At 70.7% G+C, this 15,055-nt stretch carries 14 protein-coding genes; 8 read left to right on the top strand and 6 right to left on the bottom strand.

Translation table 11 applies throughout. The features are described 5' to 3' along the window. From Q392_RS24825 to Q392_RS24815, 3 genes are all read left to right on the top strand, one after another. A partial coding sequence (locus tag Q392_RS24825; RefSeq protein ID WP_038214326.1) for an integrase core domain-containing protein occupies nucleotides 1–302 on the top strand: 302 nt, incomplete at its 5' end. A gap of 768 nt (nucleotides 303–1,070) precedes the next feature. Then, complete coding sequence (locus Q392_RS24820; RefSeq protein ID WP_038214324.1) at nucleotides 1,071–2,705, top strand: peptide chain release factor 3; 1,635 nt, start codon at nucleotides 1,071–1,073, stop codon at nucleotides 2,703–2,705. Between the two features lie 17 nt (nucleotides 2,706–2,722). Further along, the gene (locus tag Q392_RS24815) at nucleotides 2,723–3,511 is read left to right on the top strand and encodes an HAD-IIB family hydrolase (RefSeq protein WP_084217389.1); all 789 of its coding nucleotides are present in this window, start codon (nucleotides 2,723–2,725) and stop codon (nucleotides 3,509–3,511) included. Between the two features lie 121 nt (nucleotides 3,512–3,632). Here Q392_RS24815 and Q392_RS24810 read toward each other — a convergent pair whose 3' ends face one another. The 3 genes from Q392_RS24810 to Q392_RS24800 form a co-directional block, all read right to left on the bottom strand. Beyond that, the gene (locus Q392_RS24810; protein WP_038214320.1) at nucleotides 3,633–4,703 is read right to left on the bottom strand and encodes a dihydrodipicolinate synthase family protein; all 1,071 of its coding nucleotides are present in this window, start codon (nucleotides 4,701–4,703) and stop codon (nucleotides 3,633–3,635) included. Then, on the bottom strand, nucleotides 4,690–5,751 hold the full coding sequence (locus tag Q392_RS24805; protein WP_157008239.1) for an NAD-dependent epimerase/dehydratase family protein: 1,062 nt from the start codon (nucleotides 5,749–5,751) through the stop codon (nucleotides 4,690–4,692). Before Q392_RS24805 ends, Q392_RS24810 begins: the two co-directional genes overlap by 14 nt. Nucleotides 5,752–5,844: 93 nt before the next feature. Continuing rightward, nucleotides 5,845–6,498, bottom strand: a complete 654-nt coding sequence (locus tag Q392_RS24800) for a TetR/AcrR family transcriptional regulator (protein ID WP_038214316.1) — start codon at nucleotides 6,496–6,498, stop codon at nucleotides 5,845–5,847. Nucleotides 6,499–6,598: 100 nt separating this feature from the next. Between Q392_RS24800 and Q392_RS24795 the strand changes: the two genes are divergently transcribed. From Q392_RS24795 to Q392_RS24780, 4 genes are all read left to right on the top strand, one after another. Continuing rightward, nucleotides 6,599–8,038, top strand: coding sequence for an NAD-dependent succinate-semialdehyde dehydrogenase (locus Q392_RS24795; RefSeq protein WP_038214312.1), 1,440 nt, complete (start codon nucleotides 6,599–6,601; stop codon nucleotides 8,036–8,038). A 295-nt stretch (nucleotides 8,039–8,333) separates the two neighbouring features. Beyond that, the gene (locus Q392_RS24790) at nucleotides 8,334–9,356 is read left to right on the top strand and encodes an aromatic ring-hydroxylating dioxygenase subunit alpha (RefSeq protein ID WP_038214309.1); all 1,023 of its coding nucleotides are present in this window, start codon (nucleotides 8,334–8,336) and stop codon (nucleotides 9,354–9,356) included. Nucleotides 9,357–9,418: 62 nt separating this feature from the next. Then, nucleotides 9,419–10,624: an ABC transporter substrate-binding protein gene (locus Q392_RS24785; protein WP_051953939.1), complete on the top strand. Its 1,206-nt coding sequence runs from the start codon at nucleotides 9,419–9,421 to the stop codon at nucleotides 10,622–10,624. Nucleotides 10,625–10,632: 8 nt separating this feature from the next. Beyond that, nucleotides 10,633–11,694 carry a xylose isomerase gene (locus Q392_RS24780; RefSeq protein ID WP_245610808.1) on the top strand — a complete coding sequence of 354 codons (1,062 nt, stop codon included), beginning with the start codon at nucleotides 10,633–10,635 and terminating at the stop codon, nucleotides 11,692–11,694. A gap of 4 nt (nucleotides 11,695–11,698) precedes the next feature. Here Q392_RS24780 and Q392_RS24775 read toward each other — a convergent pair whose 3' ends face one another. The 3 genes from Q392_RS24775 to Q392_RS24765 all read right to left on the bottom strand — a co-directional run bounded on the left by Q392_RS24775 (nucleotide 11,699) and on the right by Q392_RS24765 (nucleotide 14,691). Continuing rightward, nucleotides 11,699–12,343: a TetR/AcrR family transcriptional regulator gene (locus Q392_RS24775; protein WP_051953938.1), complete on the bottom strand. Its 645-nt coding sequence runs from the start codon at nucleotides 12,341–12,343 to the stop codon at nucleotides 11,699–11,701. Nucleotides 12,344–12,542: 199 nt separating this feature from the next. Next, nucleotides 12,543–13,529 (bottom strand): tripartite tricarboxylate transporter substrate binding protein, encoded by a 987-nt coding sequence (locus Q392_RS24770; protein WP_038214303.1) that lies wholly within the window; start codon nucleotides 13,527–13,529, stop codon nucleotides 12,543–12,545. A gap of 115 nt (nucleotides 13,530–13,644) precedes the next feature. Next, nucleotides 13,645–14,691 carry an ornithine cyclodeaminase gene (locus Q392_RS24765; RefSeq protein ID WP_038214331.1) on the bottom strand — a complete coding sequence of 349 codons (1,047 nt, stop codon included), beginning with the start codon at nucleotides 14,689–14,691 and terminating at the stop codon, nucleotides 13,645–13,647. Between the two features lie 96 nt (nucleotides 14,692–14,787). On the opposite strand from Q392_RS24765, the gene Q392_RS33050 reads away from it, so the two are divergent. After that, nucleotides 14,788–15,055 (top strand): Lrp/AsnC family transcriptional regulator (locus Q392_RS33050; protein WP_157008235.1); only part of this gene is annotated, 268 nt, incomplete at its 3' end.

Raw genomic sequence — 15,055 nt, 5'->3', positions numbered from 1 at the left:
TGCTGGTACATAGCGACCGCGGGGCGCAATATGCGAGCGGGCGCTACCGGGCGCTGGCGGCCGATCTGGGCATCACGATGTCCATGAGCAGGAAGGCCAACGCCTGGGACAACGCGCCGATGGAGAGCTTCTTCAAGACGCTGAAGGTCGAGCGCATCTACCAGGTACGCTACGACACGCGTGCGCAGGCCAGGCTGGACATCGTCGACTGGATCGAGGGCTGGTACAACCGTCAGCGCCTGCACTCGGCCAACGGATTCCTCGCCCCTGTGACCTGGGAGAACGCCCAGTTGGCTGCATGACTTGATGTACGTGGAAACGAGGCAGGGTCACCGCGCTGGCCTGGTTAACCAGGCCAGCGCGAATACCGAAGCGACAACGAACTGATCATCAACCGGGGGGCAGAACTCAATGTCGTCAGGGGGCCAGATCTGGATGGCGCTTGACAGCCTGGAACCACTGGGCGCGGCTGAATGGCGCGGGTCGCGTCCTCACGGGCGCGTGAGTTGAAACTTCATGGCGCAGATCTGCCACAGCGACGTCGCCGGCGCGTGAGTTGAAACGAGAACGTGCCGCGCATTGTCACGCGCGGTCGGTACCCTCGCGTCCTCACCGACGTGTGATTTAAGACGGTCGTGATGCGCTTGCGTGACTGGTCGCGCCCTCATGGGCGCGTGGATTGAAACACCGGGGAGCTCAAGGCAACGAAGGCGCTGGTCATGGCGCGCCCTCACGGGCGTCTGAGTTGAGACAACTCGATTGATCACGACCTCAGGCTCAAGGCAGGCATCATGCCCAGGTGCCCAGGTGCCCAGGTGCCCAGGTGCCCAGATGCCCAGATGCGCTGAGGCTGAGCTCCTGCGTCGACGACCATGTGAGCACCAGGCCGCCACACAACACGGCTCCGGATCAAGTCCAGAAGTCGCATGTGACCCGACCATCTTGCACAGAGAGATAATTGCGGGTTTTTCTCAGCGCCTATGTACGTGCCGGCCCCGACTCTCCAGGGGTCGCTCGTAAGCGCCTCGCGGCATGCGCGGTTCGTCCTCGCGCCGCGCCTGGAGCCCTCCGTGTCATCCTCCTTCGCCGCCGAAACCCGCCGCCGCCGCACCTTCGCCATCATCTCCCACCCCGACGCCGGCAAGACCACGCTGACCGAGAAGCTGCTGCTGTTCTCGGGCGCGATCCAGATCGCCGGCTCGGTCAAGGCGCGCAAGGCCAGCCGGCATGCCACCTCGGACTGGATGGAGATCGAGAAGCAGCGCGGCATCTCGGTCGCCAGCTCGGTGATGCAGATGAGCTACCGCGGCCACGTGGTCAACCTGCTGGACACGCCCGGCCACAAGGACTTCTCCGAGGACACGTACCGCGTGCTCACCGCCGTCGACTCGGCGCTGATGGTGATCGACGCGGCCAACGGCGTGGAGTCGCAGACGCGGCGGCTGATCGAGGTCTGCCGCCAGCGCGACACGCCGATCATCACCTTCGTCAACAAGATGGACCGCGAGGTGCGCGAGCCGCTGGACATCCTCGACGAAGTGGAGCGCGAGCTGGGCATGCCCTGCTGCCCCATCACCTGGCCGGTGGGCCAGGGCAAGAGCTTCGGCGGCATCATCAACCTGCGCACGCAGAGCATGACGGTGTTCGAGGCCGGCAGCGAGCGCCGCCCGGAAGAGTTCGAGACCATCCCGCTGACTGAGAAGGACCGCCTGCGCGCGCGCTTCGGCCAGGCCTTCGACGACGCCGTCGAGGGCATGGAGCTGGCGCAGGGCGCCTCGGCCGCGTGGGACCACGAGGCCTTCCTGGCCGGCAAGCTGACGCCGGTGTTCTTCGGCTCCGGCGTCAACAACTTCGGCGTGATGGAGGTGCTGGACGCGGTGGTGGACATGTCGCCGCCGCCCGGCCCGCGCAAGAGCACGCTGATCGTCAACCGCCAGCCGCAGGAGAAGACCGTGCAGCCCGAGGACCCGGGCTTTTCCGGCGTGGTGTTCAAGGTGCAGGCCAACATGGACGCCAACCACCGCGACCGCATCGCCTTCGTGCGCATCGCCTCGGGCCGCTACACGCCGGGCATGAAGCTGAAGGTGCAGCGCACCGCCAAGGAGCTGCGCCCGACCAGCGTGGTCACCTTCATGAGCCAGCGCCGCGAGGCGGTGGACGAGGCCTACGCCGGCGACATCGTGGGCTTCACCACGCACGGCGGCGTGCAGCTGGGCGACACCATCACCGACGGCGCCAGCCTGCAGTTCACCGGCCTGCCCTTCTTCGCGCCCGAGATGTTCATGACGGTGGTGCTGAAGAACCCGCTGCGCACCAAGCAGCTCCAGCAGGGCCTGATGCAGCTCGGCGAGGAAGGCGCGATCCAGGTCTTCAAGCCGGAGGCCGGCGGCAACATGCTGCTGGGCGCGGTGGGCCAGTTGCAGTTCGAGGTGGTGCAGCACCGCCTGGCGACCGAGTACGACTGCGAGGTGCGCCTGGAGGGCTGCCAGTACACCGGCGCGCGCTGGATCACGGCCGACACGCCGCAGGAACTGCGCGAGTTCGAGAACGCCTACCCGCTGCGCATGGCGCGCGACGCGGCCGACACGCTGGCCTACCTGTGCACCTCGCCGTACGACGTGCGCCTGGCGCAGGAGCGCTTTCCGAAGATCCACTTCCACCCGCTGCGCGAACACGCCGGGCTGGCGCTGCAGACCGCGGGATGAGGCGCATGGACACGACGATGCAGCCGCTGAACGCCTGGCCGGCCGATGCGCGCCGGCAGCTCGTCGGCCTGTTCACCGACATCGACGACACGCTCACCACCGAGGGCGCGGTCGCGCCGGAGGTGGTGCAGGCGCTGGGCCGGCTCAAGGCCGCCGGCCTGCACGTGGTGCCCATCACCGGCCGGCCGGTGGGCTGGAGCGAACCCTTCGCTGCCGCCTGGCCGGTCGATGCGATCGTGCCGGAGAACGGCGCCATGGCGCTGGTGCCGCAGCCGGGCGGCACGCTGCAGCGGCGCTACCAGCAGGACGCCGCCACGCGCGCCGCCAACTTCGCGCGCATGCAGACGGTGCTGGCGCAGATCGAGCGCGACATCCCCGGCGCGCGCCGCGCCACCGACTCGGCCGGCCGCGAGTGCGACATCGCAGTGGACCACAGCGAGTTCACGCAGCTCTCGGATGCGCAGATCGACAAGGTGGTGATGGCGATGCGCCAGGAAGGCATGCACGCCACGGTGAGCAGCATCCACGTCAACGGCTGGTACGGCGAGCACAACAAGCTCGAGGGCGCGCGCTGGATCGCGCGCACGCTGTGGGGCCGCGACCTCGACGCGGAGATCGGCCGCTGGGCCTACGTGGGCGACTCGACCAACGACGCGCTGATGTTCCAGGCCTTCCCGCACAGCATCGGCGTGGCCAACATCGCGCGCTTCGTGCCGCACCTGTCGCACCTGCCGCGCTACGTGACGCAGGGCGAGCGCGGCGCGGGCTTCGCCGAGGTGGTGCGGGCGATCCTGGCGGTTCGCTGAGGCGCTCGTACTGGATCGCGTTCAACGAGATCAACCGTTCGGGCTGAGCCTGTCGAAGCGCTGCGCGAGGCTTCGACAGGCTCAGCCCGAACGGTTCTTGTCTGTCGAACGCGAATCCGCGTCAGGCCAGCCAGCGGTCCAGGTTGGCCGCGACGAAGGCGTCGTCCGAGAGGTCGGCGTGTTCGCGCCACACGCGGTCCAGCGCCTCGGCCTGGCCGGGGCTCAGACCTTCCTCCGGGTCGAGGCACCAGATGCCTTCGAGCAGGCCCTGGCGGCGCAGGATCTCGTGGCAGCCGGCGATGCAGCCGCGGAAGTCGTTGGCCACGTCGAAGAAGGCGCTGTTGCAGTCGGTGACGCGGCTGTCCAGCGCCAGCAGCTCGGCGGGCACCGCGCCGGCCTGCGCCGCCTCCTGGCAGCGCGCCAGCAGCTGCACGGCCTGGCGCGTCCACACCGACCAGTGGCCCAGCAGCCCGCCGCGGAAGCGCACCGTCACCGGGGCGCCGTCGCGCATCACGGTGAAGGGCGTGGTCAGGTCCAGCACGATGTGGTCGTCGTTGCCGGTGTAGAGGGTCACGCGCTCCTCGGCGCGCGCGGCGACCAGGCCGCGCACCACGTCCAGCGTGCGGTAGCGGTGGAAGGGCGCGACCTTGATGGCCACCACCTGCTCGATGGCGGCGAAGCGCTGCCAGAACCTTTCGCCCAGCACCATGCCGCCGACGGCCGGCTGCAGGTAGAAGCCGACCAGTGGCATCTCGGCCGCCACCGCGCGGCAGTGCGCGATCAGCTCGTCCTCGCTGCGGCCGCGCAGCGCGGCCAGGCTCAGCAGGCCGGCGTGGTAGCCCAGGCCGCGGGCGATGCGCGCCTCGGCCACGGCCTGCGCGGTCGGGCCGCACAGGCCGGCGACCAGGGCGATGTCGCGCCGGCCCTTCAGCCAGTCGCGCGCCGTCTCGGCGGCCAGGCGCAGCACCGGCTCGTACAGGCCCGCCTCACGGATGGCGAACTGCGTGGTGTGCACGCCCACCGCCAGGCCGCCGGCGCCGGCGTCGAGGTAGTAGCGGGTCAGGGCGCGCTGGCGGCGTTCGTCGAGCCGGCGCTGCGCGTCCAGCGCCAGCGGATGGGCGGGGATGGCCAGGCCGCGCTGCAGCAGCGCGCGGGCCCGGGCCACGGCGTCATCGATGTCAGAAGCGGCCATCGCGCACCTCGAACTTGGTGGGTTTGTTGAGGGTGGGGCCGCCCTGCTGCACCCAGTCGGCGACCCAGTCGAGCATGGCGCCCAGCGGCACCACCGGGTAGCCGAACAGGCGCGCGGCCTCGGTGGTGTCCGACAGCAGCGCGGTGGGCGCTTCCTCGCCGGTGGTGCGCACGGGTACGTCGAAGCGGCACGCGAACTGCTCCACCAGCCAGCGCACGGGGATCGTCTCCGGCCCGGTGCAGTTGATGGGCGTGGGCGGCGCGGTGCAGTGGCGCAGGCAGCGCAGCGCCTGCGCGTTGGCATCGCCCTGCCAGATCACGTTGACGTGGCCCATCGCCAGGTCCACCGCCTCGCCGCGATGCACCTTGGCGGCGATGTCGTGCAGCACGCCGTAGCGCATGTCGATGGCGTAGTTGAGGCGGAACAGCCGGCCCGGCGTGCCGTGGCGCGCGCCGAAGTACTGGAACATGCGCTCGCGGCCGAGGCAGGACTGCGCGTATTCGCCGATCGGCCCGGGCGGCATGCGCTCCGAGGCACCCGGGCGCCCCACCGGCGACAGCGGATAGACGTTGCCGGTAGAGAAGGCGACGATGCGCGACGCGCGGAAGGTGTCGGCCACCAGGGCCGGCACGTGCGTGTTCATGGCCCAGGTCAGCGCCTGGTGGTCGGAGGAGCCGAACTTGTGGCCGGCCGCGAACACGATGTTGGGCACGCGCGGCAGGGCCTCGACCGAAGCGCGGTCCAGCAGGTCGCAGGCCAGCGTCTCGATGCCCCAGCCCTCCAGTTGCGCGCGCACCGCCGGGTCGGAGAAGCGCGCCACGCCGATCACGCGCTTGCCCGGCGCCGCGTTCTTCGCCAGGCGCGCCAGCGTGGGGCCCATCTTGCCGGCGACGCCGAGCACCATGAGGTCGCCCTCGACGGCGGCCAGGTCGTCCACCAGCGCCTGCGTGGGCGTGGCGAGGAAGGCGTCCAGCGCCTCTACCGAGTCGAAGCGTGCGGGCAGGCGGGCCGGGTCGAGCAGCGGCCCGGCGGGCGCGGAAGAAGTCATGCGGTGTCACTCTGGGCGCCATGCGGCGGCGCCGTGGCAGCGACTGTAGGCAGCGCCCTGCCGCGTGTCAACCGTTTGGTTGAAACGATGTTCTCAAGGCCGCAGTCCGGCCATCGCGAAGCCGACGACGTGGCGCCGGTAGGACGCAACGGCCGCCGCTTCGGACAGGTCGCGCCCGAAGATGGACGACAGCGTCGCCCGGTTGGAGAAGAAGAAGTACGACATGCCGGCCACCGACACGTACAGCTCCACCGGGTCGATGCCGCGGCGAAACACCTTGGCCGCGATGCCGCGCCGCAGCGTGCGGGCGATCAGGTCGATCAGCGGCGAGTTGGTGTCGCGGATGGCGTCGGACTCGCGCACGTGGCGGGCGCCGTGCGCGTTCTCGTGATTGAGCAGGCCGATGAAGTCCGGGTGGCGCGCCAGGTAGTCGAAGGAGAAGCCGACCAGCGCCTCCATCGCCGCCTCGGGCGCCATGCCGCCCAGGTTCAGGCCGCGCTCCAGCGTGCGGATCTCCGCGTAGACCACCTCCAGCGCGATGCGATAGAGGTCTTCCTTGCTGCCGAAGTAGTAGTAGATGAGCTGCTTGTTGACGCCGGCGCGCGCGGCGATCTCGTTGACCCGCGCGCCCGCCAGCCCCTTGGCGGCGAACTCGGCGCGGGCGGCCTGCAGGATGGCGTCGCGCGCGGCGCTCTGGGCGGCCTCGTCGGCGGCGGATGCGGGGGCGGCGGCGCGGCGTGCGGTCATCGGGTGCGGGCAAGGGGAGGCGGCGGGTGCGGGATTATCGGCAGCGGAGTAGCATTGACGGCTCCCTTCCTCCCGCCCCTTCAACCCGAGTCGACGACGCATGACCGCCTCCTACCCGAACACCCAACTGCTGATCGCCAACGAATGGCTCGACGCCGCCAGCGGCAAGACGCTGGACGTGCTCAACCCTGCCACCGGCGCCGTCATCGGCAAGGTGGCCCACGCCGGCAAGGACGACCTGGACCGCGCCCTGGCCGCCGCCCAGAAGGGCTTCGAGACCTGGCGCGCCACCCCCGCCCACGAGCGCGCCGCCCTCATGCGCAAGGCCGCCGCCCTGGTGCGCGAGCGCGCCGGCGACATCGCCCGCCTGCTCACCCAGGAGCAGGGCAAGCCCCTGGTCGAGGCCAAGGGCGAGACCCTGGCCGCCGCCGACATCATCGAGTGGTTCGCCGACGAGGGCCGCCGCGTGTACGGGCGCATCGTGCCCTCGCGCAACCTGGCCGCCCAGTCGCTGGTGATCAAGGAGCCGGTCGGCCCCGTGGCCGCCTTCACGCCCTGGAACTTCCCCATCAACCAGGTGGTGCGCAAGCTGGGCGCCGCGCTGGCCGCCGGCTGCTCCTTCCTGGTCAAGGCACCCGAAGAGACGCCCGCCTCGCCCGCGGCGCTGCTCAAGGCCTTCGTGGACGCCGGGCTGCCCCCGGGCGTGGTGGGGCTGGTGTACGGCAACCCGGCCGAGATCTCCGAGTACCTGATCCCGCACCCGATCATCCGCAAGATCACCTTCACCGGCTCCACGCCGGTGGGCAAGCAGTTGGCGGCGCTGGCCGGCCAGCACATGAAGCGCGCGACGATGGAACTGGGCGGCCACGCCCCGGTGATCGTGTGCGACGACGCCGACCTGGCGCTGGCCGTCAAGGCCGCCGGCGCGGCCAAGTTCCGCAACGCCGGGCAGGTGTGCATCTCGCCCACGCGCTTCCTGGTGCACAACAGCCTGAAGGACGAGTTCACCCAGATGATGGTCAAGCACGCGCAGGGGCTCAAGCTGGGCGACGGGCTGGCCGAGGGCACCACGCTGGGCCCGCTGGCCAACGCGCGGCGGCTGACGGCCATGGCCAAGGTGGTGGAGGACGCGCAGGCGCAGGGCGCCAAGGTGGCCACCGGCGGCGAGCGCGTGGGCACCAGCGGCAACTTCTTCGCGCCCACCATCCTGGCGGACGTGCCGCTGACGGCCTCGGTGTTCAACGACGAGCCGTTCGGGCCGATCGCCGCCATCCGCGGCTTCGACAACCTGGACGACGCCATCGCCGAGGCCAACCGGCTGCCCTTCGGGCTGTCGGCGTACGCGTACACGCGCTCGCTGAAGAACGCGCACCTGCTGGCCCAGCGGGTGGAGGCGGGCATGGTGTGGATCAACCAGCCGGCCACGCCCACGCCGGAGATGCCTTTCGGGGGCATCAAGGATTCGGGCTACGGCTCCGAGGGCGGCCCGGAGGCCGTGGAGGCCTACCTGAACACCAAGGCGGTGTCGATCACGGCCTGATCCGGCCCGCTCCCCGCACCGGCCCCTGCCCTGCAGGGGCTTTTTTTTCGCCGGGCCGCCCCAAGACAAAAAGCATCCCCCCGGGGGATCGGGCAAGCGCAAGGCGGTTGCCCGAGGGGTCATTTTTCGTCCGGGCGCACCCGAACGGGCCCCGTTCGCACCAAAAGTAAGTGTTTTCTCCAAGTTAATGGAGAAAACACTTACTTAACATCCGGCACAGGTCGTGCTTTGACCTGCATCACACACCGGCCGCACGCATCGCCTTGCGGCGGCCGCCACGGAAGGAGTGCCCACGATGAATCCCGCCTATGCCTACAACGCCTGGTATCCGCTCGCCTGGGCGCGCGACATCGGCCGTCAGCTCAGCACGCGCCGCGTGCTGGAGGAGGACCTGGTGGTCTTCCGCACCGAGGACGGCCGGGTGGCCGCCTTGGAGGACGTGTGCCCGCACCGCCTGGCGCCGCTGTCGCTCGGCACGCTGCAGGGCGACGCCGTGCAGTGCGGCTACCACGGCCTGGCCTTCGACTGCAGCGGCCAGTGCGTCGCCGCGCCCGGCATGGCGCGGGCGCCCAGCGGCGCGCAGGTGCGCAGCTACCCCACCGCGCAGAGCATGGGCATGGTCTGGGTGTGGATGGGCGACCCGGCCCGGGCCGACCCGGCCGAGGTGTTCCACCTTCCCCAGTACGACGACCCGGGCTACAGCGTGGTCGAGGGCGACGCCCTGCCCGTGCGGGCCAACTACCTGAGCCTGGCCGACAACCTGTGCGACCCGACGCACGTGGTCTACGTGCACAAGACCACCCTGGCCAGCGCCGGCCGCGAGGAGACGCGCGTGATGCACGAGCGCCAGGGCAACAAGGTCGTGACCTGGCGCTGGGTGATCGACGGCCCGCTGATCCCGGTGTTCGAGGGGCTGAAGGACTTCGGCGGCGCCAACGTCGACCGCTGGCACTACTACCACTACCACGCGCCGTGCATCGCCGTCATCGACTTCGGCTCCGCGAAGACCGGCACCGGCGCCCTCGAGGGCAACCGGGACGACTGCATCCAGATGTACGCGTGCCACTTCATCACGCCCATCGACCAGCACAGCTGCATGCAGCACTGGCTGTGCATCCGGAACTCGCCGGCCGACCCGCAGGTGGACGAGCGCCTGCGCGCCAGCCTGCGCCTGGCCTTCAACGAGGACAAGCGCGTGCTGGAGGCCATCCAGCGCAACGAGGACAAGCCGCGCGAATGGAAGCGCGTCAACCTCGCGCTCGACGCCTCCTCGATCAAGATGCGCCGGATCGTCGAGGAGATGGCGGCCGCCGGCTGACTGACGCCCTCTTTCCTTTCCGCCCCCCTCCCGCACCCCCACCCGCCCCACCGGAGTCCGCCATGACCATCGCACGCTTCGCCTCCGCCCGCCTGCTGGCCGCCAGCCTCGCGCTCGCTGCCGCCGGCGCCCAAGCCCAGGACACGCTGAAGATCGGCGAGATCAACAGCTACAAGGCCCTGCCGCAGAACCTGGTGCCCTACCGCAACGGCTGGCTGCTGGCGCAGGACGAGATCAACGCCGCCGGCGGCCTGCTCGGCCGCAGGATGGAGACCGTCTTCCGCGACGACAACGCCAACCCGGGCGACGCGGTGCGCACGGCCGAGGAACTGCTCACCCGCGAGAAGGTGGAGGTCATCAGCGGCGTGACGCTCTCGCACGTCGGCCTGGCGCTGACGGACTTCGCCAAGCAGAAGAAGGCCTTCTTCCTGGCCACCGGCCCACTCTCCGACAAGGTGGTGTGGGACAACGGCAACCGCTACACCTACCGCCTGCGCTCGGGCACCTACGCGCTGTCCGCCTCGGTGGTACCCGAGGCCGCCAAGTTGAAGAAGAAGCGCTGGGCGCTGATCTACCCCAACTACGAGTACGGCCAGGCCGCCGTCGCCGCCTTCAAGGAGAACCTGAAGAAGCTGCAGCCCGACGTGGAGTTCGTCGCCGAGCAGGCGCCGCCGCTGGGCAAGGTGGACGCGGGCGCGGTGGTGCAGGCGATCGCCGATGCGAAGCCGGACGCCATCTTCAACGTGCTGTTCGGCAGCGACCTGACCAAGCTGGCGCGCGAAGGCAAGAACCGCGGCCTGTTCGAGGGCCGCGAGGTGGTGAGCCTGCTGACCGGCGAGCCCGAGTACCTGGACCCGCTCAAGGACGATGCGCCGGCCGGCTGGATCGTGACCGGCTACCCGTACGCGAACATCGACACGCCCGAGCACAAGGCCTTCCTCGCCGCCTACCAGAAGAAGTACAACGACTACCCGCGCCTGAACTCGGTGGTCGGCTACGCCAGCGCCAAGGCGCTGGCCGCCGGCATCCAGAAGGCGGGTTCGACCGACACCGAGAAGCTGATCGCGGCTTTCAAGGGCCTGGAGTTCGGCTCGCCCTTCGGGCCGGTGGTGTTCCGCCCGCAGGACAACCAGTCCACTCTCGGCATCTTCGTCGGCCGCACCGCCGTCAAGGACGGCAAGGGCGTGATGCCCGCGGGCACCTACGTCGACGGCAGCCGACTGCAGCCGCCGGAAGAGCAGATCCGCAAGATGCGCAACCCGTCGTGAGCACGAGCGTGTCCACCGCGCTTCCGCCCATCGGCTGCAACGGCCGCGGCGCGCAGGCGTCCTCGCTGCAGGCGCCCGTCTCGCTGCAGGAGCCGCCGATCGAGGAGCAGTTCCGCCTGGTGGCCGAGGCCGGCGTGTTCGACAGCTTCGACCGCCTGCCGATGCCGGACCAGCTCGACACCTACCTGCGCTGCATCGAGCGCTGGCAGCTGCCGGTGCTCACCGCGAGCTGGTTCTACGCGCTGAGGCAGGACGAGGCGCTGCTGCCCGAGAAGATCCGGCTGGCCGCCGCCGTGGGCGCACGGCAGCACAACATCATGGTCCACTGGCATGACGGCGACGGCCGGCCGGTGAGCGACAGCGAGGTGGCCGACTTCTACCTGCGCGCCCACGACCTCGGCATGCCGCTGGGCGTGGAGCCCACGCTGGAGCTGCACGTCAACATGTGGAGCGAAGACCCGCGCCGCGTGGCGCCGGTGGCCGAGGCGGTGCGGCGACGCGGCGTGCCCTTCCACTTCACGCTCGACTACAGCCACGTCATCTTCAAGATGGGCAACGCGGAGGAACTGCGCATCTGCGGGCTGAGCGAGGACGTGGCGGCCGGCCGCATCGAGCTCGACCCGCGCCGACCCGGCAGCCTGGTCGACCAGTGGCTGGAGATGGGCATCGTGCGCTGGCTGCAGGTGCGCGCGGTGGCGCCCGACGGGCCGCGCAACCGGTGGTCGGTGCTCGATCCGTCGCAGCCCGTGGCCGCCGTGCCGAAGCACTCGATCTTCGACTACCGGGCCGGCGAGCCGGGCCGCGGCATCCTCTACCCTTTCGAGGAACCCGGCCCGGGCGAATGGCACTCGCCCTGGGACGCCTCGGCGCTGGACTGCACGAAGGCGGTGGTGCGCAAGGTGCTCGCGCACCATGCGCGCACGCCGGGCTCGGGGCTGCGCGCCATCACCACCGAGATGATCAACCTGCCCGACTACGCGCACAACGCGCGCTTCTCGCTGATCGGCCAGAACGCGGCCATCGCCCGCTTCGTGCGGGAGACGTGGGCGCAGCAGGCGGCCAGGGCCTGAACCGTCAGCCGCGCCGCCGCGCGCCGCCCTTGCGCGCCGGCGGCGCGGTGCGCTCGGCCGAAGGCGCGAGCGAGCTGAGCACCACGTCGCAGATGTGCTCGCGCCAGGCCTTGCGGCGCGCGGGCGACATCAGGTCGCCGCCCATCCAGGTGGAGCAGGTATGCTGGTTCGACAGGTAGAAGAAGCCCAGCGACATGATGGTCATGAGCACGTGCTCGGGCGCGACGTCGCGCCGGAACAGGCCCCGCGCCTGCCCTGCCTGCAGCAGCGCGGTGACGGTCTCCACCAGCGGGAAGGAGGTGCGCTCCACCTGCTGCGACTGGCGGATGTGCCGGCCGCGCAGCAGGTTCTCGTTCATCAGCACGCGCACCAGGTGGGGGTGCGACTCGTAGTGGTCCCACGAGTGCAGCACGAGCTGGCGCATGCCCTCCACCGGGTCCTCCGAGGTCACGAAGGCGCGCTGCTCGCCGATCATGTCGGCGTAGATCTTCTCCAGCACCGCCTGGTACAGCCGCTCCTTGTTGCCGTAGTAGTAGTAGAGCATCCGGTCCACCGTGCCGGCGGCGCGGCTGATGCGCTCGACGCGCGCGCCGGCGAAGCCGTGTTCGGAGAACTCCTCGATCGCCGCCGCCAGGATGCGCGACTCCATCTGCTCGGAGCGTTCGCGCGGCGCGCCCCGCCGCGTGGGCCCGCCTTCCGCGGGCGGAGGAACGGCGCGCACCGAAGGCGCGTTGCGGGGGGCAGCGGATCGGCCGGCGGACGGGGAGCGTTCGGTCAAGGCAGCAGGCAGGCGGAAGGACGGACCGCCATTGTCGGTCCCCACGGCACGGCGCGCACGGCCCCGTCCGCTACTGCGGCTTGGCCAGCCCCAGCTTGTCGATGACGGCCTTCTCGCGCTGCACGGTGTTCTGCGCGAACTTCGCGTAGTCGGCGCTGCCCATGTAGATGGGCTGCATGTCGTAGCGGCCCAGCGCGGCCACGTAGCTGGGCTCCTCCATCGCCTTCTTGAAGGCGTCGTGCAGGCGCTTGACCACCTCCGGCGGCGTGCCCCGGGGCGCGCCGATGCCGAAGGGCGAGTTCTGCACGATGTCGTAGCCCAGCTCCTTGAGCGTGGGGGCCTCGGGGAACTTGGCCAGCCGCTTGTCGCCCCAGGTGTTGAGCACGCGCAGCTTGCCCGCCTCCACCTGCGGCGCGAAGCCGGTCGAGTCGGCCGCGGCCATCAGGTGGCCGCCCAGCAGCGCCTGCATCAGGTCGGCGCTGCCCTTGTAGGGCACGTGCTGCAGTTCGATGCCGGCCTGCTGCGCGAGGATCTCGGTGGTCAGGTGCGGGCTGGTCAGCGTGCCGGTGGAGCCGTAGCTGAGCTTGCCGGGGTTGGCCTTGGCGTAGGCCACGAAGTCGGCCCAGGTCTTGAGCGGGCTGTCGGTCGGCACCACGACGCCGAAGGCGTAGCCGGTGACGTTGATGACGTAGCTGATGTCCTTGAGCGGGTCCCAGTTGATCTTGGTGGTGTAGCCCAGGCGGAACACGCCCAGCGGGATCTGCGCGATGGTGTAGCCGTCGGCCGGCGACGTCTGCAGTTGCTGCGCCGGCAGCGTGCCGCCCGCGCCGGGCTTGTTCTCGACGATGACCGGGTAGCCGAGTACCTTGGCCGCGTTGTCGGCCAGCGACCGCATGGTGATGTCGGTCGGCCCGCCGGCCGGGAAGGCGATGACCAGCTTGATCGGCTTCTCGGGGAAGGTCTTCCAGGCCTGGGCATGGGCGGCAGGGGCGGCGGCCAGCATCGCGGCCGGCAGGGCGGCGAGCGCGGCGGCGCGCAGCAGGGTGCGGCGGAACATGGGGAGTCGTCTCTTTCTCGGTCGTTGGAAGAAGCCGCCATTGGGCCGATGCCGCCCGGCCACGGCAATCCGTGATGTCCCGCGCGCTGTCGCCAAGGTGGCGCCGCGCCGCCGCTCAGGCCGCGCGGCGCAGGCCCGCGGCGGTGCCCAGCGCCAGGCCGAAGAGGTCCTTCGGGTCCGGCGTCTGCGGCACCAGTTCGACCTCGCGCCCCACGCCGTGCGCCGCGGCCAGCCCTTGCACGAAGCGCAGCGCCGCGTAGTCCTCCAGCGCGAAGCCCACCGAATCGAACAGCGTGACCTCCTGCGCGCCCGTGCGGCCGGGCACGCGGCCCGACAGCACCTGCCACAGCTCGGTGACGGGGAAGCCGGCCGGCATCTGCTGGATCTCGCCCTCCACCCGGGTCTGCGGCGCGTATTCGACGAACACGCGCGCCGCGCGCACCACCTCCGGATGCAGCTCGGTCTTGCCCGGGCAGTCGCCGCCCACGGCGTTGAGGTGCATGCCGGGCTCGACCATCGCCGGCAGCAGGACGTGGGCATGGCGCTTGTCGGCGGTGGCGGTGGTGACGACGTCGGCGCCGCGCACGGCCTCGGCCGCATCGGCGCAGCGGTGCACCCGCAGGCCGCGCCAGGGGGCGAGGTTGTGCGCCAGCTTGTCGACGGCGGCGCTGTCGCGGTCGTGCACGCGCAGCTCGGCCACGCCCAGCAGCGCATGGAAGGCCAGCGCCTGGAACTCCGCCTGCGCGCCGCAGCCGACCAGCGCCATGCGCCGCGCACCCGGCCGCGCCAGCGCACGGGCCGCCAGCGCCGAGGTGGCGGCGGTGCGCAGAGCGGTGGTCAGCGTCAGCTCGGCCAGCAGCACCGGCATGCCGGTATCGACGTCGGCCAGGGCGCCGAAGGCCATCACCGTCGGCAGGCCGCGCGCCGGGTTGCCGGGGTGGCCGTTGACGTACTTGAAGGCATAGCGCGCCGGGCCCGCCACCGGCATCAGCTCGATCACGCCCTGCGGCGAATGGCTGGCGAGGCGGGCCGTCTTGTCGAAGTCGGGCCAGCGCCGGAAGTCCTCTTCGATGGCGGCGGCCAGCCCCTCGATGAAGGGCTGCAGCCCGACCCGCTGCAGCAGTTGCGCCAGCGCCGGCACGTCGATGAAGCGTGTGCTCATGTAGGCCAGTGTGGCGGGCCGGCGTGCCAACCGGAAGCCGGCGGCTTGACCGGAATGCGCCGCCGGTTGAACATTTCGCCAACAGGATCTGGCGACATGATCAATCTCGACGACACCGACCGCCAGTTGATCGCCCTACTGCGCGACAACGCCCGTGCCACCGTGGCCAGCCTGGCGCAGCGCCTGCGCGTGGCACGCGGCACCGTGCAGAACCGCATCGCGCGGCTGGAGCGCGAGGGCGTGATCGCCGGCTACACGGTGCGCCTGAAGCGTAAGCGGTCCATCAACCACACCCTTGCGCGCGGCGCCGGCGCCGGCGCCGATCCGCGATCCGCGCTCTACGGCTCGCCGAGCGCGATGTTCC

Origin of the sequence: Xenophilus azovorans DSM 13620, assembly GCF_000745855.1 — a bacterium.
Taxonomy (GTDB): Bacteria; Pseudomonadota; Gammaproteobacteria; order Burkholderiales; family Burkholderiaceae_C; genus Xenophilus; species Xenophilus azovorans.
This window is presented reverse-complemented; position numbering and strand designations above follow the sequence as displayed.